Genomic DNA, 20355 nt, shown 5'->3' with positions numbered 1-20355 from the left:
CCCTCTCTCTTCTCCTCTTTTTTTTTTGCTGTTTTTTCTCCTTTTCCTCCCCCCCCCCCCCCCCCCCCCCCCCCCCCCCCCCCCCCCCCCCCCCCCGCTCCTGGTCCAGTGGTTGACGAGGCGTCAGACCTCAACCACCACAGGGAGGATCATCGGTCGCCGACGGTAGGTGTCGGAGACCCATTTGCCGACCGAGCGGCGGATGAGCTGCTGGATCTGGCGTGCTTCCATCACCCCGTCGGAGGCCGAACGGGACAGCCCCTCCTCGATCTTGGGGATGACGGCGGCGAATGCGTCGTCCTCGATGCCCGAACCGCGGGCATGGATGTTCGGGCCGCCGACGATCTTGCCGGTGGTCGAGTCGACCACCACGAAGACCGAGACGATGCCTTCTTCCCCGAGGATGCGGCGGTCCTTCAGCGACGACTCCGTGATGTCGCCGACGGAGAGACCGTCGACGTACACGTAACCGGCCTGGACCTTGCCCGCGATTTTGGCGACGCCGTCGATGAGGTCGACGACCACGCCGTCCTCCGCGATGACGCAGCGGTTCTTGGGGATGCCGGTGAGCTGGCCGAGATCGGCGTTGGCGCGCAGGTGTCGCCATTCGCCGTGGATCGGCATCAGATTGCGCGGCTTGCAGATGTTGTAGAAGTACAGCAGTTCGCCGGCCGAGGCATGGCCGGAGACGTGGACCTTGGCGTTGCCCTTGTGGACAACGTTGGCACCCCATCGGGTGAGGCCGTTGATCACGCGGTAGACCGCGTTCTCGTTGCCCGGGATGAGGGAGGACGCGAGGATGACGGTGTCGCCCTCGACGATCCGGATCTGGTGGTCGCGGTTCGCCATCCGGGACAGGGCGGCCATGGGCTCGCCCTGGGAGCCGGTGCAGACGAGGACGACCTTCTCGTCGGGCAGGTCGTCGAGGACCTTGACGTCCACGACGAGACCGCTGGGCACCTTGAGGTAGCCCAGGTCTCGGGCGATGCCCATGTTCCTGACCATCGAGCGGCCGACGAAGGCCACCTTGCGGCCGCGTTCGTGCGCGGCGTCCAGGACCTGCTGGATGCGGTGGACGTGGCTGGCGAAGCTCGCCACGATGATCCGCTTGTCCGCCTTGGCGAAGGTCTGCCTGAGCACCTGCGAGATGTCCCGCTCGGGTGCGACGAAGCCGGGGACCTCGGCGTTGGTGGAGTCCGCGAGGAGCAGGTCGATGCCTTCCTCGCCGAGCCGCGCGAAGGTCGGCAGGTCGGTCAGGCGGCCGTCCAGCGGGAGCTGGTCCATCTTGAAGTCGCCCGTGACGACGACCATGCCCGCCGGAGTGCGGATGGCGACGGCCAGCGCGTCCGGGATGGAGTGGTTGACGGCGACGAATTCGCAGTCGAAGGGGCCGATGCGCTCGCGCTCGCCCTCCTTGACCTCCAGCACGTACGGCCGGATGCGGTGCTCCTGGAGCTTGGCCTCGATCAGGGCGAGGGTCAGCTTGGAGCCGATCAGCGGGATGTCGTCCTTCTCCCGCAGGAGGAAGGGGACGGCGCCGATGTGGTCCTCGTGGCCGTGGGTCAGGATGACGCCGACGACGTCGTCGAGGCGGTCCCTGATGGAGGTGAAGTCCGGCAGGATCAGGTCGACGCCGGGCTGCTCTTCCTCGGGGAAGAGCACTCCGCAGTCGACGATCAGCAGCTTGCCGCCGAATTCGAAGACCGTCATATTGCGGCCGATTTCTCCGAGGCCGCCGAGCGGGGTGATCCGGAGGCCGCCGTCGGGCAGGGTCCGCGGGGGGCCGAGTTCGGGGTGCGGATGGCTCAAAAGTCTCTCCCTACCACGCGCGCCGCCAGACCCTCCTGGGTCGCGGCGCGCGTGACATCGTGTTTTCCGTGCGTATGCGGCAGTGCGCATCGTCGGCTGTGCGGTCTTTCGGCTGTGCGGTTGTGCAGTCGTTCGGTTGTGCGGTTGTGCGTGTTCGGACCTATTAAGTTGTGAAGTCTTTGGTCAGAGGTCTACCCCGCCTGCGGCGAGATCCCTCCTGAGCTGTTCGGTGGCGCCCTGGTCCAGCTCCACGAGGGGGAGCCGGAGAGGACCGGCGGGCAGTCCGCGCAGCGCGAGGGCGGTCTTGGTGGTGATGACGCCCTGGGCGCGGAACATGCCGGTGTAGACCGGCAGCAGTCGCTGGTGGATCTCGGCGGCCTTGGTGACGTCGCCGCTGGTGTACGCGTCGAGGAGCGCGCGCAGTTCGGCGGAGACCAGGTGGCCGACGACGGAGACGAAGCCGGCGGCTCCGATGGAGAGCAGCGGCAGATTGAGCATGTCGTCGCCCGAGTACCAGGCCAGGCCGCTGCGGGACATCGCCCAGCTCGCGGCGCCGAGGTCGCCCTTGGCGTCCTTGTTGGCGACGATCCGGGGGTGTTCGGCCAGCCGGACGATGGTCTCGGTGTCGATGGGGACGCCGCTGCGGCCGGGGATGTCGTAGAGCATGACGGGCAGCCCGGTGGCGTCGGCGATGGCGGTGAAGTGCCGGTACAGGCCCTCCTGCGGGGGCTTGTTGTAGTACGGCGTCACCGCGAGCAGGGCGTGGGCGCCGGCGCTTTCCGCCTGGCGGGCCAGTTCCGTGCTGTGCCGGGTGTCGTTGGTGCCGGCTCCGGCGACGACGAAGGCGCGGTCTCCGACGGCTTCCACGACGGCCCGTACGAGCCGGGCTTTCTCCGTGTCGCTCGTGGTGGGCGACTCCCCGGTCGTGCCGTTGACGACGAGACCGTCGTTCCCGGCGTCCACGAGGTGGGCGGCGAGCCGTTGCGCGCCGTCGAGATCGAGGGCGCCGTCCGCGGTGAACGGCGTGACCATTGCGGTCAGGACCCGCCCGAAGGGGGCCGTGGGGGTGGAGGTCGGAGCCATGGGTCCACGCTACTCGGTGTGTGTACGGGCATGCAGCCTCGGGACCTGCGCAAAGGACTCCGGCGGTGCCTGCTCGGGGGTTCAAGCAACGCCGGAGTCCGTTTCAGCAGCCTAGATGAACTTCACGAATGCCTGCAATCTGAACACTTCGGACATTTGACTGCGGTCGCGCCGATCGGTTCCGGCCGTTACGGTGCCACCCGGCCGTTCGCGTTGAACGCCGCGTGTGTCAGGGGCATCAGACCCGCCCACGCGGCCTCCATCCGCTCCCCCACCATCTCGATCTCCCGCTGCGGGAACGACGGCGTGGCCGCCAGTTCGTGCTGCGTCCGCAGCCCCAGGAAGTGCATCAGCGAGCGCGCGTTGCACGTCGCGTACATCGACGAGAACAACCCGACCGGCAGCGTCGCCCGCGCCACTTCCCTGGCCACCCCGGCCGCCAGCATCTCCTGGTACGCCGCGTACGAATGCGCGTACGACTCCTCCATCGCCCCCCGCACCGCCTCGTGCTGCTCCGCGGTGCCGTGCACGAACTCGTACTTCCCCGGCCGCCCCTGCTGCACCAGCTTCCGCTCGGGTCCCGGCACGTAGAACACCGGCTGCAACTCGCGGTAACGCCCGGACTCCTCGTTGTACGACCAGCCGACGCGGTGGCGCATGAACTCGCGGAAGACGAAGATCGGGGCGCTGATGAAGAAGGTCATGGAGTTGTGCTCGAAGGGGCTGCCGTGGCGGTCGCGCATCAGGTAGTTGATCAGGCCCTTGGAGCGCTCGGGGTCCTTGGTCAGCTCTTCGAGGGACTGCTCTCCGGCGGTGGAGACCCGGGCCGCCCACAGGACGTCGCCGTCAGAGGCGCTGTGCTTGACGAGGTCGACGGTCACGTCGTCGCGGAACTGGACGGGGACGGTGGTCCCGGTGGTGGTCTCGGTCGGCACCCGAGGTCCTTCCTGCTTGGCGGCTGTGCGGTTGAGCTGGTGTGCGGTTGAGCCGGTGTGCGGTCGGGCGGCTGTTCTGCCGTGCGGCGCCAGCCTATTCGCTCCGTATGACAGCGTTCGTCGGGCGGGCCAGGGCCGATCGGACGACCCGAGGTAGCCGCGGCGCCGCACGGCGGCTAGCCTCACCCGTCATAGCCCGCTCGTGCCGGAAGCTGCCGGAAACCCGAAGAGGATTCCCCGCGTGTCCCTCCCCCACAATTCCACCACCGCCTTCGTCGATGAGTTCACGCCCGGACGTGCGCTGCCGCACGCCGACCAGGACCGCTGGATGCGGCCCTACCGTCCAGGACCGTGGCGGGTCGCGACCGCGGCGCTGCTGCTGGTCTTCGCCTCGTACCTGCTCTTCGCCGCGCTGATCATGGTCGCCGCGGGAAGCGGGCAGGGCGGCGTCACGTGCCTGCTCTCGGCGTTCGTGATCATCGCGGTCACCCTGCGGCTGCTGCGCGTGGGTGTGTGGGTGAGCGGGAAGGGCCTGCGCCAGGTGGAGTTCTTCTCCACCTCGACGGTGTCGTGGAGCCAGGTGGTCTCGGTGCGCACGGCCCAGCAGCCCGTGCGGGTGCTGGGGCTGCCGCGCAGTGTGCAGGGGCAGGCGCTGGTGATCACCCGGCGCGGCGGCCGTCCGCTGCGGCCGATGCTGACCGACCACAACGCGGACTTCCTCGGCCGGGTCGAGGCGTTCGACCTCGCCGCCGACGCCATCGAGGGCTGGGCCGCCGAACTGCGCTGAGCCGCGCTCAGCTTCACCCTCCCGGGTGCACGGCCGGATGAATTCGACCGGGCACACCCGTATGAGGAGTCGCGCCCGGTCGCGGCCCGCCTAGACCCGCTCGCGCACCTCGCGCCCGTCGTGCAGCGCGATGGCCCGCTGCATCGCCTTGCGGGCCCGCGGGGTGTCGCGTGCGTCGAAGTACGCGACGGCGAGCCGGAACCAGTTGCGCCAGTCGTCCGGCGCGGCCTCCGTCTCGGCCTGCCGCTTGGCGAACACCGCGTCGGCCGAGTCGCGGTCGATCCGGCCGCTGGGCGTACGGACCAGTTCGTCCACGGGCAGGCCGCCCTCGGCCTCCAGTTCGCGGCCGAGCCGTCCGGCGTGGCGGGCGAACTGGGTGGTGTGCCAGAGGAACCAGGCGCCGATCAGCGGCAGGACGAGCACGGCGACGCCGAAGACGACGGTGACCGGGCGGCCGTCCGCGATGAGCAGCACCCCGCGGTCGCCGACCAGCACGAAGTAGAAGACCAGCACGACCGCGGACACGGCGTAGCTGAGTTTGGCGCGCATTTCGGTTTCCGTCCTCCGGTTCGGTCCTCCGCGTCAGCCCTCGTCCGGCTGAAGCGCGCGGTGGTCGTCCGAGAGGAAGTGTTCCAGGCCGAAGGTGAGGCCGGGGACACCGGGCACGGTACGGGCCGCGAGCAGGATGCCCGGCATGAAGCTGCTGTGGTGCAGCGAGTCGTGCCGGATGGTGAGGGTCTCGCCGGTGTCGCCGAAGAGCACTTCCTGGTGGGCGAGCAGGCCGCGCAGCCGTACCGAGTGCACCGGGACGCCGTCGACGTCCGCGCCGCGGGCGCCGTCCAGGGCGTGGGTGGTGGGGTCCTCCTGCGGGGCGCGGCCCGCCTCCGCGCGGGCGGCGGCGATGAGCTGTGCGGTACGGGTGGCGGTGCCGCTGGGGGCGTCCGCCTTCCGGTTGTGGTGCAGCTCGATGACCTCGACGCTCTCGAACCAGCGGGCGGCCTGCTGGGCGAAGCGCATGGTGAGGACGGCGCCGATGGAGAAGTTCGGCGCGATGAGCACCCCGGTGGCGGGCGAGGCGGCGAGCCGGCCGCGCAGGGTGTCGAGCCGTTGCGGGGTCCAGCCGGTGGTGCCGACCACGGCGTGGATGCCGTGGCCGACGCAGAACTCCAGATTGCCCATGACGGCGTCGGGGTGCGTCAGGTCGACGGCGACCTGCGTACCGGACTCGGTCAGTGTCTCCAGCCGGTCGTCGCGGTCGATCGCCGCGACGAGGTCGAGGTCGTCGGCCGCCTCGACCGCGCGTGCCGCCTCTGATCCGATCCGGCCCTTGGCGCCGATGACGGCCACACGGAGCTTGCTCATCGTTGTCCTGTCCTCGTCCTTCGCATCTCACATCGGTTGACGGCACGCGCGCCGCGGCTCCCGCGAGCCGGTCCGCTACGCGAGCGCCTCGCGCAGGCGCGCGCTCTGCTTCTCCTTGAGCGGCCCTATGACGGCCAGCGACGGCCGCTGGCCCAGTACATCGCGGGCCACCGCGCGTACGTCGTCCGGGGTCACCGCGGCGATCCGGCCGAGCAGGTCGTCGACGGACAACTGCTCGCCCCAGCACAGCTCGCTCTTGCCGAGCCGGTTCATCAGCGCGCCGGTGTCCTCGAGACCGAGCACCGTGGAGCCGGAGAGCTGGCCGATCGCGCGGCCGATCTCCTCGTCGGTCAGGCCGTGTTCCGCGACCTGGTGCAGCTCGTCCCGGCAGATCTTGAGCACTTCCGGCACCCGGCGCGGCTGGCAGCCCGCGTAGACGCCGAAGAGGCCGCAGTCCGCGAAGGACGAGGTGTAGGAGTACACCGAGTAGGCCAGGCCGCGCTTCTCGCGCACTTCCTGGAAGAGCCGGGAGCTCATGCCGCCGCCGAGCGCGGTGTTGAGCACGCTGAGCGCCCAGCGCCGGTCGTCGTTGCGCGACAGGCCGGGCATGCCGAGGACGACATGGGCCTGCTCGGTGCGCCGGTCGAGCAGTTCGAGGTGGCCCGCGGCGCGGAGCGTACGGCTGCCGGAGCGCGGCGCCATCGGGACGGCGTCCGGGTCGTGCAGGGCGCCCGCGTTCTCGAAGGCGCGGCGGACCTGGCGGACGACGGCCGCGTGGTCGACGTTGCCCGCGGCGGCGACGACGAGCCGCGTGGGGTCGTAGTGCCGCTTGTAGAAGCGGGCGACCTGGTCGCGGGTGAGCGCGTTGATGGTCTCGACGGTGCCGAGGACGGGGCGGCCGAGCGGGGTGTCGCCGAGCATCGCGGTGGTGAACAGGTCGTGCACCTGGTCGCCCGGGTCGTCCTCGGTCATCGCGATCTCCTCCAGGATGACGCCGCGTTCGGCGTCGATGTCCTCCTGGCGGATCAGCGACCCGGTGAGCATGTCGCAGACCACGTCGATGGCCAGCGGCAGATCGGTGTCGAGCACCCGCGCGTAGTAGCAGGTGTACTCCTTGGACGTGAAGGCGTTCATCTCGCCGCCGACCGCGTCCACGGCCGCGGAGATGTCCAGTGCGCTGCGGCGCTCCGTGCCCTTGAAGAGCAGGTGCTCCAGGTAGTGGGTGGCGCCGTTGAGCACCGGGGTCTCGTCGCGGGAGCCGACGGCCGCCCAGATGCCGAAGGTGGCGGAACGGACGGTGGGCAGCGTCTCGGTGACGACGCGCAGCCCGCCGGGCAGGACGCTGCGCCGTACGGTCCCGATGCCGTCGGTGCCCGGGAGGAGGGTCCGCGTGCGGACGGCCCGCCCCTTGGTGGAGGGGCGGGCCGTCACTGCGGTGGAGCGGGTCGTCACTTCTCCGACTCGTCCTTCGCGTCCTCGGCGTCGTCTTCGCCCTCGATGACCGGGATCAGCGAGAGCTTGCCGCGCTGGTCGATCTCGGCGATCTCGACCTGCACCTTGGCGCCCACACCGAGAACGTCCTCGACGTTCTCGACGCGCTTGCCGCCGGCGAGCTTACGGATCTGCGAGATGTGCAGCAGGCCGTCCTTGCCGGGCATCAGCGAGACGAACGCGCCGAAGGTGGTCGTCTTCACGACCGTGCCCAGGTAGCGCTCGCCGACCTCGGGCATCGTCGGGTTGGCGATCTGGTTGATCACCGCGCGGGCCGCCTCGGCCTGCGAGCCCTCGGTGGCGCCGATCAGCACGGTGCCGTCGTCCTCGATGGAGATGTCGGCGCCGGTGTCCTCCTGGATCTGGTTGATCATCTTGCCCTTGGGGCCGATGACCTCGCCGATCTTGTCCACGGGGATCTTGATGCTGATGATCCGCGGGGCGTTGGGGGACATCTCGTCCGGGACGTCGATGGCCTCGTTCATCACATCGAGGATGTGGAGGCGGGCGTCACGGGCCTGCTTCAGCGCGGCGGCAAGCACGGAGGCGGGGATGCCGTCGAGCTTGGTGTCGAGCTGGAGCGCGGTCACGAAGTTCTTCGTGCCGGCGACCTTGAAGTCCATGTCGCCGAACGCGTCCTCGGCGCCGAGGATGTCGGTGAGCGCCACGTAGTGCGTCTCGCCGTCGATCTCCTGCGAGATCAGGCCCATGGCGATACCGGCGACGGGGGCCTTGAGCGGCACACCGGCGTTCAGCAGCGACATGGTGGAGGCGCAGACCGAGCCCATCGACGTGGAGCCGTTGGAGCCGAGCGCCTCGGAGACCTGACGGATCGCGTAGGGGAACTCCTCGCGGGTCGGCAGGACCGGGATCAGGGCGCGCTCGGCGAGCGCGCCGTGGCCGATCTCGCGGCGCTTGGGCGAGCCCACGCGGCCGGTCTCGCCGACCGAGTACGGCGGGAAGTTGTAGTTGTGCATGTAGCGCTTGCGGGTCTCGGGCGCCAGGGTGTCGAGCTGCTGCTCCATGCGGAGCATGTTGAGGGTGGTGACGCCCAGGATCTGGGTCTCGCCACGCTCGAACAGCGCGGAGCCGTGCACGCGCGGGATGGCCTCGACCTCGGCGGCCAGCGTACGGATGTCCGTGACGCCGCGGCCGTCGATGCGGACCTTGTCCTTGATGACGCGCTGGCGGACCAGCTTCTTGGTCAGCGAGCGGTACGCGGCGGAGATCTCCTTCTCGCGGCCCTCGAACTGCGGGAGGAGCTTCTCGGCGGCCAGACCCTTGACGCGGTCCAGCTCGGCCTCACGGGCCTGCTTGCCGGGGATGGTGAGCGCCTGGGCCAGCTCGCCGGTGACGGCGGACTCCAGGGCCTCGAACACGTCCTCCTGGTAGTCCAGGAAGATCGGGAACTCGCCGGTGGGCTTGGCGGCCTTGGCGGCCAGCTCGGACTGCGCCTTGCAGAGCGTCCGGATGAACGGCTTGGCGGCTTCGAGGCCCGCGGCCACGATCTCCTCTGTCGGCGCCTCGGCGCCGCCCGCCACGAGCTGGATCGTCTTGGCGGTGGCCTCGGCCTCCACCATCATGATCGCGACGTCGCCGTCCTCGAGGGTGCGGCCCGCGACGACCATGTCGAAGACGGCGTCCTCGAGCTCGCTGTGGGTCGGGAACGCGACCCACTGGCCCTTGATGAGGGCGACGCGGACGCCGCCGATCGGGCCGGAGAAGGGCAGGCCCGCGAGCTGCGTGGAGCAGGAGGCGGCGTTGATCGCGACCACGTCGTACAGGTGGTCGGGGTTGAGCGCCATGACCGTGCAGACGACCTGGATCTCGTTGCGCAGGCCCTTGACGAAGGACGGGCGCAGCGGGCGGTCGATCAGCCGGCAGGTGAGGATCGCGTCCTCGGAGGGGCGGCCCTCGCGGCGGAAGAAGGAACCGGGGATCCGGCCGGCCGCGTACATGCGCTCCTCGACGTCCACCGTGAGGGGGAAGAAGTCGAAGTGCTCCTTGGGCTGCTTCGAGGCGCTGGTGGCCGACAGCACCATGGTGTCGTCGTCCAGGTAGGCCACGGCGGAGCCGGCGGCCTGACGGGCCAGGCGGCCCGTCTCGAAGCGGATGGTGCGGGTGCCGAACGTGCCGTTGTCGATAACGGCTTCGGCGTAGTGGGTCTCGTTCTCCACTATGGGGATTCTCCTCGTCCATGCCCGCAGGGCGTTTCCCTGGCGGGCCATCGGTGGAGGGGCGTCCTGTTACCGGTGCCGGTCTTCGATCGAAGCCTCCGGGGCGTGTGTCTTCCGGAGGCCACTACCGAGGACCGGCTGTTCGGCGATCAGGAGGACGCTCCTCCTCATACTTGATAACCATTGCACCAGACGACGGAGACATCACGCACTTCATGTGCGCGCTTCGTCGCTCGGCGCGTATATGGCCACTACGGCGATGCTTTGCCGTACACGGCGCGTATCGCGTATACGGCAAAGGGGGAGCGGCCCCGACTCGCGGGTACCGCTCCCCCTCCACGGCGTCTTAGCGAACGCCCGCGGCGCCGGCACGGATGCCGAGGCGCTCGCGGAGCTCACGGAAGCGCGTGATGTCCTTCTTGGCCAGGTACTGCAGCAGACGGCGGCGCTGGCCGACCAGGATCAGCAGACCACGACGCGAGTGGTGGTCGTGCTTGTGGGTCTTGAGGTGCTCGGTCAGGTCCGAGATACGGCGCGAGAGCAGAGCGACCTGGACCTCGGGGGAGCCCGTGTCGCCCTCCTTGGTACCGAACTCGGCGATGATCTGCTTCTTCGTCTCGACGTCGAGCGACATACGGACTCCTCAGGTGTCAGTGGCCTCCGAGCGCCCCCGGTATTCATCGCGGGGGATGCTTCGTTGACTCGCGAGGCGCGGGATCACGGGGTGTGTACACACACGTGACCGTCACCCAGAGTACCAGCCCGCGGCGGTCCGCTTACCCGCGGGTCATCTCCGGGCGCGGGCGGGGACGCGGCCCGGCGCGTGAGGGTGGTGTGCGAGGGGCACTGACCCATGAGGGCGGGCCTGACATCGGAAGGCTACCGACGATTAGTCTTGCCCCTGACGGGGAGGGGGATCGGACATGGGATGCGTGGGTATGCGCGCAGCGGTGCGGTCCCGCGACGGTGTCCCGCGCCGACGAGCGGCTTTCTACGGGCCGGACTCGTCGCGGGGACACGGTGAAGCAGCAGACCAGGAGGCATTGTGAGCAGCGATCGGGACGACAGCCGCGTGGGCGGGGCCGGCCCTGTCGAGGACCGGGGCGACGCCGACTACACGGGTGAGTTCAGCCTGGGCGACGCGGCGCCCGCCTGGTACATGGGGGACGCGGGCGGCTCCGCGGACGCCGACGACGCCGATGAGGCGGCGGACAGCGGCTCGGATTCCGTCGCGGGCGCCGATTCCGGTTCCGTTCCTGTCACGGATTCGGGGTCCTTCACGGGCTCGGGTCCGCAGACGGGCGCGCGGTCGGACCGGCGCTCGGATACGGGTGCCGCGGGTTCCTCCCCTGCTTCTGTTCCCGGCTCCGAGCCGGGGGCGGGGCTGACGGGTGACGCGGCGGGTTCGTCGGAGTCGTCGGAGTCGTCGTGGTCCGCCGCCGCCGTGCCGTCGCTGCCCCTGCCCACGCCCGGCCCTTCGGCGTCGGCGGCCGAACCGTCCTGGTCGGCCGCGGCCGTACCGTCGATCCCGGTTCCGCGCGCCGCGTCGGCCGAGTCGGCGGGCGAGCCCGCGCGCGCGTCGGCGGGCGCGGACCGTTCGGACGGCTCGGACCGCTCGGAAGGTGCGGCGAAGCGGGAGCCCGAGTCCGCGCCTGCGGCGGAGGCCGCGGCCACGTCCGAGCCGGAGCCGGTACGGGCTTCCGCGTCGGGGTCCGGTACGCCCGGTGGTTCGGGATTCCCCGCTTTCGGGGGCCGCGAGGACGGCGCGCCCGACGCCACGGTGCGCTTCTCCGCCGCCGCGTTGCGGCGCGAGGTGGAGGAGCGCGAGGCCGGCAAGCGGAAGCCGCCGGAGCCGGCCGTCTCCTCTCCTACGTCCTCTTCTACGTCTTCTACGTCCTCGTCCGCCGCCGATGACGAGCCTGCGGAGGCCAAGCCCGCCGCGCCCGCTGCCCCTGCCCCTGCCGCTGCCGCGAAGCCGTCGGAGCCCGAGGCCGAGGAGGCCCCGGCCGCGCCTCGTGCCCCGGTCTGGGTGCCGCTGCCCGGCGCGGCGGACGCCCTCCCGTGGGCGCCCGGCGCACCGCGCGGCCCCGTACCGCCGCTCCCCCCGGACTTCGAGCGCGCGGAGCCCTCGCACCCCGCCCCGGACAGTTCCCCGGCCGCCCCGCGACAGGGGTACGGTTTCCCGCCCGCCGCCGACGCACCCGCCGCGCCCCTGCACCCCGGCGGCCCCAACCCGCCCGCACCCCAACAGGGTTACGGCAATCCCCCGGCGGCCAACGCTCAGGCGGCACCTCCGGCCGCCCCCTTGCACCCCGGCGGCCCCAACCCCCCTGCCCCGCAACAGGGTTACGGCTTCCCGCCCGCCGCCGACGCCCCCGCCGCACCACCGGCAGCACCCCTGCACCCCGGCGGCCCCAACCCGCCCGCACCCCAACAGGGCTACGGCTTCCCCCCGGCAGCCGACGCCCCCGCCGCACCACCGGCAGCGCCGCTGCACCCCGGCGGCCCCAACCCCCCTGCCCCGCAACAGGGTTACGGCTTCCCGCCCGCGGCGCCCGCCGGGCCCGCGCAGCAGGGGAACGCGGGTCCTGCGGCGGCGCCGCCGTTGCACAGCTTCCCGCCGCCGACAGGGCAGCCGGTGAACCTCCCGGCCCGTCAGGAGCCCCCGGCCGCCGCGCAGCCGGGTCCGGTCCAGCAGCCGGGCCAGCCCGTGCCGCCGACCGGCTACGCCCAGCCGCAGCCGCAGCCCCACCCTCAAGCGCAGCCGCCCGCGCCGGTCGCGGGGACGCCGGACGCGCCGCAGGGCCAGGGGTACGGCTTCCCGCCGCCCGCGGCGCCGCACGCCCCGGTCCCGGCGCCCGCTCAGGTCCAGCCGCCGCGGGCACCGGAGCCGCAGGACGCGGTGCCCGAGCCGAACGACGCGGTGCCGCAGGACGCCCCGGAGCGGAATCTGCCCGCGCCGACCGGCTTCGGAGCGCCGCCGCAGGGCGGGACGCAGCCGTACACGGCGGGCCCCGTACCGTCGGGACTGCCGCACGAGCCGGTGGCGCCGCAGCAGGGCGCGGGTCCCGCGCAGGGCAGCGGTTACGGCTTCCCGCAGCACGCGCAGCCGGGCCAGGACCAGGCGGCGCCGCTCCAGCCGCTGCCGCAGCAGGGCGGTTACGGCTTCCCGCAGCCGGGGCAGCCGCACCAGCCGCACCAGCCCGCGCGGCCCGACCCGCAGGGTCAGCAGCAGGCCCCGCAGCCTCCGCAGCCGCAGCCGCAGCCGCAGGCACCGGCCGACCCGCGGATGGGCGGCTGGCCCACCGTCACGCCCGACCAGCGGCAGCCCACGACGCAGGGCGGCACGCCGCTCGGTTACACGGCGGCCGTGGAGCTGTCGTCGGACCGGCTCCTGCGCAATCCGCCGAAGGCGAAGCGCGCGGGCGCGAACGCGCAGCCGTCGCGGTTCAAGATCGGCGGCAAGAAGGAGGAGGCGGAGCGGCAGCGGAAGCTGGAGCTGATCCGTACGCCGGTGCTGTCGTGCTACCGGATCGCGGTGATCAGCCTCAAGGGCGGCGTGGGCAAGACGACCACGACGACCGCGCTGGGCTCGACGCTGGCCTCCGAGCGGCAGGACAAGATCCTGGCGATCGACGCCAACCCGGACGCGGGCACCCTCGGCCGCCGGGTGCGGCGCGAGACGGGGGCGACGATCCGCGACCTCGTACAGGCGATCCCGTACCTCAACAGCTACATGGACATCCGCCGGTTCACCTCGCAGGCGACGTCGGGGCTCGAGATCATCGCGAACGACGTGGACCCGGCGGTCTCGACGGCGTTCAGCGACGAGGACTACCGGCGGGCGATAGACGTGCTGGGCCGCCAGTACCCGGTGATCCTCACGGACTCCGGCACCGGTCTGCTGTACAGCGCGATGCGCGGAGTCCTCGACCTGGCCGACCAGTTGATCATCGTGTCGACGCCGTCGGTGGACGGCGCGTCCAGCGCGAGCACCACGTTGGACTGGCTGTCGGCGCACGGGTACGCGGAGTTGGTGTCACGGAGCATCACGGTCATCTCGGGGGTCAGGGAGACCGGCAAGATGATCAAGGTCGACGACATCGTGGCGCACTTCCAGACCCGCTGCCGCGGTGTCCAGGTGGTGCCCTTCGACGAACACCTCGCCGCGGGCGCGGAGGTCGACCTCGACATGATGCGGCCCAAGACCCGCGAGGCGTACTTCAACCTGTCGGCGATGGTCGCGGAGGACTTCACGCGGGCCCAGCAGGCGCAGGGGCTGTGGACGGCCGACGGGGTCAACCCGCCGCCGCACCAGGCGCCGCCGATGCCGGTCCAGGGCGGCGGCCAGGCCGGTCCCGGCTACGGCCCCTACGCCGCTCCGCAGGGCGGTTTCCCCGCGCCGCCACCGCCGCAGCAGGGCGGTTACCCTCCGCCGCAGCAGCCCCAGCAACCGCAGCAGGGCGGCTACCCGGCACCGCAGCACGGCGGTTACCCGGCGCCGGGTCAGGCGGGTCAGCCGGGACAGCCCGGCCAGCCCGGTGCGTACGGCGGTCGGCCGCAGGCTCCGCAGCCGTACCCGCCGGGCCAGCAGGCGGCGCCCGCGCCCTTCCAGCCGCAGTCGCCGCAGCCCCAGGCCCCGCAGCCGCAACAGGGGTGGCCGCAGCAGCCCGCGCCGCCGCAGGGCGAGCAGTCGTACGGCGGGCCGCCGCAGGATCCGCAGAACCCGCAGGCGCCGCAGCTCCCGCCGGGGTACGGCTACCCGCCGCCGCCCGCCCCGCAGTAGCCGGGGGCAGGCGGGCCCGCACGGGCGCACAGCGCGGACACAGGGGCCGCCACCACGCGTTGTCGCTGGTGGCGGCCCTGGTCGTCCCCGGCCGCAGCGGCGGCCGGGCGGCGCGTACAACAGTTGGTGTACGGGGCGTCCCCCCGGAGGCGCACGCGGGCGGGGCGGGAATCCGCCCGTGGACCGTCGCCGCGGCGGGCGCGGGGAACAAGGATGGAATCATCCCTTCCCGCTGACGCACCGCCGAGGACGATCCGATGATCGAAGCCCACGCCCTGACCAAACGGTACGGCGAGCGCACCGCCGTGTCCGACCTCAGTTTCACCGTCCGGCCCGGCGTGGTGACCGGATTCCTCGGCCCCAACGGCGCGGGGAAATCGACCACGATGCGGATGATCCTGGGCCTGGACGCGCCGACGTCGGGCGGTGTCACCGTCAACGGCAAGCAGTACGCGGAGCACCGCGCGCCGCTGCACGAGGTGGGCGCGATGCTGGAGGCGCGCGCCATCCACACCGGCAGGAGCGCGTACAACCACCTGTTGTCGCTGGCCGCCACCACGGGGATTCCGCGCCGCCGGGTGGACGAGGTGATCGACATCGTGGGTCTGGGCGAGGTGGCCCGCAAGCGGGTCGGCGGTTTCTCGCTCGGCATGGGGCAGCGCCTCGGCATCGCGAGCGCGCTGCTGGGCGACCCGGCGACGCTGGTGCTGGACGAGCCGGTCAACGGCCTGGACCCGGAGGGCATCCTCTGGATCCGCAATCTCCTCAAGGACCAGGCGGCGGAGGGCCGTACGGTCCTGCTCTCCTCCCACCTGATGTCCGAAATGGCGCTGACCGCCGAGCACTTGATCGTCATCGGGCGGGGGCGGCTGATCGCCGACACGTCGGTGGCGGAATTCGTGCGGGCCGCGGCGGGGACGTCGGTGCGGGTGCGGACCGACGAGGCGGAGCGGCTGCGGAAGCTGCTGGCGGGCCCCGATGTGTCGGTGGCGTCGGTGGAGCGCGGTGTGCTGGAGGTGACCGGGCTCAGCAGCGACCGGATCGGCCGGATCGCGGCCGACCAGGGCGTCGCGCTGGCCGAACTGACGCCGCAGCAGGCGTCGTTGGAAGAGGCGTTCATGGAACTGACCAGGGACGCCGTGGAGTACCAGGCACCGGCGCCCGTGCGCGAGCGGGAAGGACAGGCGGCATGAGCACTGCCACCATCGACAAGGCGCCGGAGACTCCCGGGGCGAGGGTGACCGCGCCGCGCGGCGAGGTCACCCTCGCCCGCGTGCTGCACTCCGAGTGGATCAAGCTGCGGACGCTGCGGTCCACCTTCTACACGCTGATCGCGGGCATGGTCGCGCTGATCGGTTTCGGCGCGCTGTTCTGCGCGGTCACCGCGAACCGCTGGCCGCACATGTCGCCGCACGAGCGGGCCGACTTCGAGCCCGCGCTGACCAGTCTGCGCGGCTTCTTCCTCGCGCAGCTCGCGGTCGGTGTGCTCGGTGTCCTGATGATCACCGGTGAGTACGCGACCGGCATGATCAGGGCGTCGCTGTCCGCGGTGCCGCGGCGGCTGCCGGTGCTGTGGGCGAAGGCCGGGCTGTACGCGGCGGTGACCTGGGTGGTGATGACGGCGGGCGCGCTGATCGCCTTCCTGGTCGGTCAGGCGCTGTTGTCCTCCCGGCACATCGGCACCTCGCTGAGCGACCCCGGCGTGACCCGGATGGTGCTGGGCGCGGGCCTGTATCTGACGGTCGTGGGGCTGCTGGGCGTCGCGATAGGCGCCCTGGTCCGCAACACGGCGGGCGGTATCGCCACCGTCTTCGGCCTGCTGCTCGTCCTGCCGGTGCTCGCCGAGGCGCTGCCCACCTCGTGGGCCGACCACATCAACAAGTACCTGCCGAGCAACGCGGGACAGTCGCTGATCTCGCTGCACCAGGACGCCACGAGCCTCGCGCCCTGGACGGGGTTCCTGGTGTTCTGCCTCTACGCGGCGGTGGCGCTCGCGGGCGCGGCGGTGCTGCTCAAGCGGCGCGACGCGTGACGACGGCGTGACGAGGACGCGATGACGTACCCGCTGCCGTCCACCGCGACGGCACAGGACCCGGCTGCCCGGGGGAACGCCCCGCGGCAGCCGGGACCGGCGTCCGCGTGGCGGGCGCTGGCCGGGCGGGCCCGACGGCGGGTGGGACGGCGGCTGCCCCCGATGGTGGTGGACGGGCTGTTCGCCGCCACGCTCTACGTGGGTCTCAGCATGCTGGCGCGGGCGCCGCTGCGGGACGATCCGGTGCCGTTCCTGGCGCTGGGGGCGGGGCTCACGGCGCCGTTGGTGTGGCGGCGGCGGGCGCCGCTCGCGGTCTTCGCCTGCATCGCGGCGACGGCCTTCGTGCAGTGGCTGCTGGACTTCCAGGTCCCGGCCGACGTGGCGCTGCTGGTGGCGCTCTACACGGTGGCCGCGTACTGCGACCGGCGGCGGCTGATGATGGCCTTCGGCGTGCTGGAGGTCGGGGTCGTCCTGGCCACGGTGAGCTGGGCGATGCACGACCGGAGCGCGGGGACCTTCGTCTCGCTGTCGGCGATGGCCGTCGCGGCGGCGGTCTTCGGTGTGAACATGCGCAGCCGCCGTGACCGTCTGGCCTTCCTGGAGGACCGGGCGGTGCGGCTGGAGCGGGAGCGGGACCAGCGGGCGCAGTTGGCGGTGGCCGACGAACGGGCCAGGATCGCACGGGAGATGCACGACATCGTGACGCACAATCTGTCGGTGATGGTGGCGCTCGCGGACGGTGCGGTCTTCGCGCAGCAGCGCACCCCCGAGCGGGCGACGACCGCGATGCGGCAGGTGTCGGCGACCGGGCGGCAGGCGATCACGGACATGCGGCGCTTCCTGGGGGTGCTGCGGGCGGACGAGCCGGACGCGCTGCGGCACCCGATGCCGGGCATCGCGCAGCTCGAATCGCTGGTGGACCAGGTACGGGCGGCGGGGCTGCCGACGGTGCTGTCCGTGGCGGGCGATCCGGGCCCGGTGCCCGTGGCGGCGCAGCTCACCGTCTACCGGCTGGTCCAGGAGGCGTTGACGAACACGCTCAAGCACGCGCCCGCCGGGACCAGCGCGGAGGTGCGGATCGGCTGCGCCCCCGACGCGCTGACCGTGACCGTCACCGACGACGGCCCGGGCACGCACCCCGCGGCGGCCGGCACCGCGATCGCCGAGGGTGCGGCGGCCTCGGCGGGGCACGGCATACCCGGCATGCGGGAGCGGGCGGCGGCGTACGGCGGTTCGCTGGTCGCGGGGCCGCTGCCCGGTGGCGGCTGGCGGGTCGCGGCGGTGCTCGTCCTCGGCGCCCCGGAGCCGATATGACCGGCGGGGCGGCGGAGCCCGCGCCCGGCGGGAGCGAAAACGACGGGTGCGGAGCCGACGACAGCGGGGCCGACGAGGACGGGGGCGGGCGGGTGATCAGGGTGCTGCTGGTGGACGACGAGCCGTTGCTGCGGATGGCGTTCACGATGGTGCTGGACGCGCAGTCCGACATGCGGCCGGTCGGCGAGGCGGGCGACGGCGCGGAAGCGGTACGGCTCACGGAGTCGCTGCGGCCCGACGTGGTGCTGATGGACGTCCGGATGCCCGGCACGGACGGCATCGAGGCCACCACGCGGATCGTACGGCGCTGCCCGGATTCCAAGGTGCTGATCCTGACCACCTTCGACCTGGACGAATACGCCTTCGCCGGGCTGAAGGCGGGCGCGTCCGGCTTCCTGCTGAAGAACGCGCTGCCCGAGGAACTGCTGGGCGCCATCCGCTCGGTGGCCGCGGGCGACGCGGTGGTGGCACCGCGCATCACGCGCCGCCTGCTGGAGAACTTCGCGCACCAGCTCCCCTCGGCGGCCGGTGGCTCCGAGGGCGACGGGCGGCTGAACCGGCTGACCGCCCGCGAGCGCGAGGTGCTGGTGGAGGTCGGCCGCGGCCTGTCCAACACGGAGATCGCGGGCACGCTGCACCTGGCGGAGGCGACGGTGAAGACCCATCTGAGCCGGATTCTGGTCAAGTTGGAGCTGCGCGACCGTGTGCAGGCCGTCGTCTTCGCCTACGAGACCCGGCTGATCCGCCCCACCTGACGCCCGGCGCTCCCCCGCGCTCCCGCCCGAACGCTGTCAGGTGGCTGTCTCACAGGCCCGTCGCGCCGTCGATCCGCTCCCTGAGCAGGTCGGCGTGCCCGTTGTGCCGGGCGTATTCGGCGATGAGATTCACCAGGATGTAGCGCAGCGATATCTCCTTGCCGGTGACCAGCGAACGGCAGGTGGCGTCCAGCGAGGGCGCCTCGGCGACGATGGTCCTGGCCCGGTTGCGCTCGACCCGCCACGCCGCGAAGGCCGCCTCCACGTCCCCGTCGAGCCGGTCGAAGCCCTGGTCGGGGTCCTCGTCCGAGTAGTTGAGCATCGGCAGGTCCTCGCCCGCGAAGTGCTGGCGTATCCACCACCGCTCGATGCCCGCGAGGTGCCGTACGAGGCCGTGCAGGCTCAGCCCGGACGGGGGTATCGCCCGGTCCGACAGCCGGGCCGCGGCCACGCCCCGGCACTTCAGCTCGAAGGTCGCGCGGTGCCAGTCGAGGAAGGCGGTCAGGATCTCCCGCTCGCTGCCCGTGGTGGGCAGCGGCGGCCGGTCGTCACCCTCCGCCGTCGGGGAGAGCTGGACGTTCGCGAAGAACGGTACGTACTGCTCGGACATGCGCCAAGTCTGGCAGCGACCACTGACAGAGCGGCTGTGGAACGGCCTGGCCCGAGGCTATTCGGCGGCGGGCGACGGCTCGGTCGGCGCGGACGTGGGCTCGGGCGCGGACGCGGGCGTGGCGGCGGCCGAGTCGGCGGCGTCCACCAGGTCCCTGGCCCGCTTCACGTCGTCGGCCATCCGCTCCAGCAGCGCGTCGATGGTGTCGAACTTCTCCATCCCGCGCAGATAGGCGAGGAAGTCCACCGCCACGTGCAGCCCGTACAGATCGAGGCCGACGCGGTCGATCGCGTACGCCTCGACCGTGCGCGCGGTGCCGTCGAAGGTCGGATTGGTGCCGACCGAGATCGCGGCGGGCATGGCCTCGCCGTCGACGTGCAGCCAGCCCGCGTAGACCCCGTCGGCGGGGATGGCGGTGTGCGGCAGGGTCTCGACGTTGGCGGTGGGGTAGCCCAGTTCGCGTCCGCGCTGCGCGCCCCGGACGACGACGCCCTCGACGCGGTGCGGGCGGCCCAGGATCTCGGCGGCGCCCTCGACGTCGCCCTCGCCGACCAGCCGCCGGGTCAGGGTGGAGGAGAACGGCTCGCCGCCGCCCGCCTCACCGCGCACGAAGAGGTCGACGACCTCCAGCTCGTAGTCGTACTTCAGCCCGAGCGCGGAGAGGAATTCGACGTCGCCCGCCGCCTTGTGCCCGAAGCGGAAGTTGGGGCCCTCGACCACGTGCTTGGCGTGCAGCCCCTCGACCAGCACGGTCTTGACGAATTCGCTCGGCGTCAGCTTCGAGAACTCGCTGGTGAAGGGGATGATCAGCAGCGCGTCCACACCGAGGTCCGCGACCAGTTCGGCGCGCCGGTGGTGGGCGGACAGCAGCGGCGGGTGGCTGCCGGGCCGTACGACTTCGCTGGGGTGCGGGTCGAAGGTCACGACGACCGAGGGCAGCCCCAGTTCACGGGCGCGCTCCACGGCGCGGCCCATGATGAGCTGGTGACCGCGGTGGACGCCGTCGTACGAGCCGATGGTGACGACGCTGCGTCCCCAGTCACCGGGAACGTCGTCCAAGCCCCGCCAGCGCTGCACCTTGACGCTCCGCTTCTTCGCCGAATCACTGACCGTGTTGTCTTGTCCTGCGGGTCCAAGCCTGCCATGCCGCCGCGATGCCGTGCCCATCGGCACGGTCCGCGCGTACGGCGTCGGCCCTTCCCACCTGCGGCGCC

16 protein-coding genes are annotated in these 20355 nt (G+C 71.9%); 6 read left to right on the top strand and 10 right to left on the bottom strand.

From position 1 onward, the window contains the following. Window positions 1-123: 123 nt before the first annotated feature. From ACZ4EF_RS12375 to thyX, 3 genes are all read right to left on the bottom strand, one after another. Window positions 124-1809: a ribonuclease J gene (locus tag ACZ4EF_RS12375; protein WP_355349837.1), complete on the bottom strand. Its 1686-nt coding sequence runs from the start codon at window positions 1807-1809 to the stop codon at window positions 124-126. A gap of 183 nt (window positions 1810-1992) precedes the next feature. Further along, a complete protein-coding gene (dapA, locus tag ACZ4EF_RS12370) occupies window positions 1993-2892 on the bottom strand; it encodes a 4-hydroxy-tetrahydrodipicolinate synthase (RefSeq protein ID WP_467504164.1) in 900 nt (299 codons plus the stop codon). Window positions 2893-3080: 188 nt separating this feature from the next. After that, window positions 3081-3827, bottom strand: coding sequence for an FAD-dependent thymidylate synthase (gene thyX / locus ACZ4EF_RS12365; protein WP_355349831.1), 747 nt, complete (start codon window positions 3825-3827; stop codon window positions 3081-3083). A gap of 241 nt (window positions 3828-4068) precedes the next feature. Here thyX and ACZ4EF_RS12360 point away from each other — a divergent pair, with 241 nt between their 5' ends. Continuing rightward, on the top strand, window positions 4069-4614 hold the full coding sequence (locus ACZ4EF_RS12360; RefSeq protein WP_355349828.1) for a hypothetical protein: 546 nt from the start codon (window positions 4069-4071) through the stop codon (window positions 4612-4614). 90 nt (window positions 4615-4704) lie between these two features. On the opposite strand, the gene ACZ4EF_RS12355 is transcribed toward ACZ4EF_RS12360, so the two are convergent. The 5 genes from ACZ4EF_RS12355 to rpsO form a co-directional block, all read right to left on the bottom strand. Then, the gene (locus tag ACZ4EF_RS12355; RefSeq protein ID WP_355349825.1) at window positions 4705-5163 is read right to left on the bottom strand and encodes a tetratricopeptide repeat protein; all 459 of its coding nucleotides are present in this window, start codon (window positions 5161-5163) and stop codon (window positions 4705-4707) included. Between the two features lie 33 nt (window positions 5164-5196). Beyond that, a complete protein-coding gene (gene dapB / locus ACZ4EF_RS12350; protein WP_355349822.1) occupies window positions 5197-5976 on the bottom strand; it encodes a 4-hydroxy-tetrahydrodipicolinate reductase in 780 nt (259 codons plus the stop codon). A 75-nt stretch (window positions 5977-6051) separates the two neighbouring features. Continuing rightward, complete coding sequence (locus ACZ4EF_RS12345) at window positions 6052-7428, bottom strand: M16 family metallopeptidase (protein ID WP_391161402.1); 1377 nt, start codon at window positions 7426-7428, stop codon at window positions 6052-6054. Beyond that, complete coding sequence (locus ACZ4EF_RS12340) at window positions 7425-9644, bottom strand: polyribonucleotide nucleotidyltransferase (RefSeq protein WP_355349816.1); 2220 nt, start codon at window positions 9642-9644, stop codon at window positions 7425-7427. Before ACZ4EF_RS12340 ends, ACZ4EF_RS12345 begins: the two co-directional genes overlap by 4 nt. Window positions 9645-9990: 346 nt before the next feature. Then, window positions 9991-10278, bottom strand: a complete 288-nt coding sequence (rpsO, locus tag ACZ4EF_RS12335) for a 30S ribosomal protein S15 (protein ID WP_033173003.1) — start codon at window positions 10276-10278, stop codon at window positions 9991-9993. Window positions 10279-10689: 411 nt separating this feature from the next. On the opposite strand from rpsO, the gene ACZ4EF_RS12330 reads away from it, so the two are divergent. The 5 genes from ACZ4EF_RS12330 (at window position 10690) to ACZ4EF_RS12310 (ending at window position 18531) form a co-directional block, all read left to right on the top strand. Beyond that, the gene (locus tag ACZ4EF_RS12330; RefSeq protein ID WP_467504161.1) at window positions 10690-14430 is read left to right on the top strand and encodes an SCO5717 family growth-regulating ATPase; all 3741 of its coding nucleotides are present in this window, start codon (window positions 10690-10692) and stop codon (window positions 14428-14430) included. 257 nt (window positions 14431-14687) lie between these two features. Continuing rightward, window positions 14688-15623, top strand: a complete 936-nt coding sequence (locus ACZ4EF_RS12325; protein WP_391161405.1) for an ATP-binding cassette domain-containing protein — start codon at window positions 14688-14690, stop codon at window positions 15621-15623. Continuing rightward, complete coding sequence (locus ACZ4EF_RS12320; RefSeq protein ID WP_355349805.1) at window positions 15620-16462, top strand: ABC transporter permease subunit; 843 nt, start codon at window positions 15620-15622, stop codon at window positions 16460-16462. Before ACZ4EF_RS12325 ends, ACZ4EF_RS12320 begins: the two co-directional genes overlap by 4 nt. 21 nt (window positions 16463-16483) lie before the next feature. Then, window positions 16484-17776 carry a sensor histidine kinase gene (locus ACZ4EF_RS12315; protein ID WP_467504159.1) on the top strand — a complete coding sequence of 431 codons (1293 nt, stop codon included), beginning with the start codon at window positions 16484-16486 and terminating at the stop codon, window positions 17774-17776. A gap of 134 nt (window positions 17777-17910) precedes the next feature. Continuing rightward, entirely contained in the window at window positions 17911-18531 is a 621-nt protein-coding gene (locus tag ACZ4EF_RS12310; RefSeq protein WP_401306562.1) for a response regulator, read from the top strand. 49 nt (window positions 18532-18580) lie between these two features. Here ACZ4EF_RS12310 and ACZ4EF_RS12305 read toward each other — a convergent pair whose 3' ends face one another. Continuing rightward, window positions 18581-19141: a DinB family protein gene (locus ACZ4EF_RS12305; RefSeq protein ID WP_401306055.1), complete on the bottom strand. Its 561-nt coding sequence runs from the start codon at window positions 19139-19141 to the stop codon at window positions 18581-18583. Between the two features lie 57 nt (window positions 19142-19198). Next, entirely contained in the window at window positions 19199-20218 is a 1020-nt protein-coding gene (locus tag ACZ4EF_RS12300; RefSeq protein WP_467504157.1) for a bifunctional riboflavin kinase/FAD synthetase, read from the bottom strand. Window positions 20219-20355: the final 137 nt, after the last annotated feature.

It is taken from the genome of Streptomyces sp. NPDC025721, from assembly GCF_055558595.1.
This window is presented reverse-complemented; position numbering and strand designations above follow the sequence as displayed.

What these genes read in the sequence shown, in the direction of transcription:
- dapA (WP_467504164.1), bottom strand. Translation starts at nt 2,892, where the DNA reads ATGGCTCCGACCTCCACCCCCACGGCCCCCTTCGGGCGGGTCCTGACC.
- ACZ4EF_RS12355 (WP_355349825.1), bottom strand. Translation starts at nt 5,163, where the DNA reads ATGCGCGCCAAACTCAGCTACGCCGTGTCCGCGGTCGTGCTGGTCTTC.
- dapB (WP_355349822.1), bottom strand. Translation starts at nt 5,976, where the DNA reads ATGAGCAAGCTCCGTGTGGCCGTCATCGGCGCCAAGGGCCGGATCGGA.
- rpsO (WP_033173003.1), bottom strand. Translation starts at nt 10,278, where the DNA reads ATGTCGCTCGACGTCGAGACGAAGAAGCAGATCATCGCCGAGTTCGGT.
- ACZ4EF_RS12325 (WP_391161405.1), top strand. Translation starts at nt 14,688, where the DNA reads ATGATCGAAGCCCACGCCCTGACCAAACGGTACGGCGAGCGCACCGCC.
- ACZ4EF_RS12320 (WP_355349805.1), top strand. Translation starts at nt 15,620, where the DNA reads ATGAGCACTGCCACCATCGACAAGGCGCCGGAGACTCCCGGGGCGAGG.
- ACZ4EF_RS12315 (WP_467504159.1), top strand. Translation starts at nt 16,484, where the DNA reads ATGACGTACCCGCTGCCGTCCACCGCGACGGCACAGGACCCGGCTGCC.
- ACZ4EF_RS12310 (WP_401306562.1), top strand. Translation starts at nt 17,911, where the DNA reads ATGGCGTTCACGATGGTGCTGGACGCGCAGTCCGACATGCGGCCGGTC.
- ACZ4EF_RS12305 (WP_401306055.1), bottom strand. Translation starts at nt 19,141, where the DNA reads ATGTCCGAGCAGTACGTACCGTTCTTCGCGAACGTCCAGCTCTCCCCG.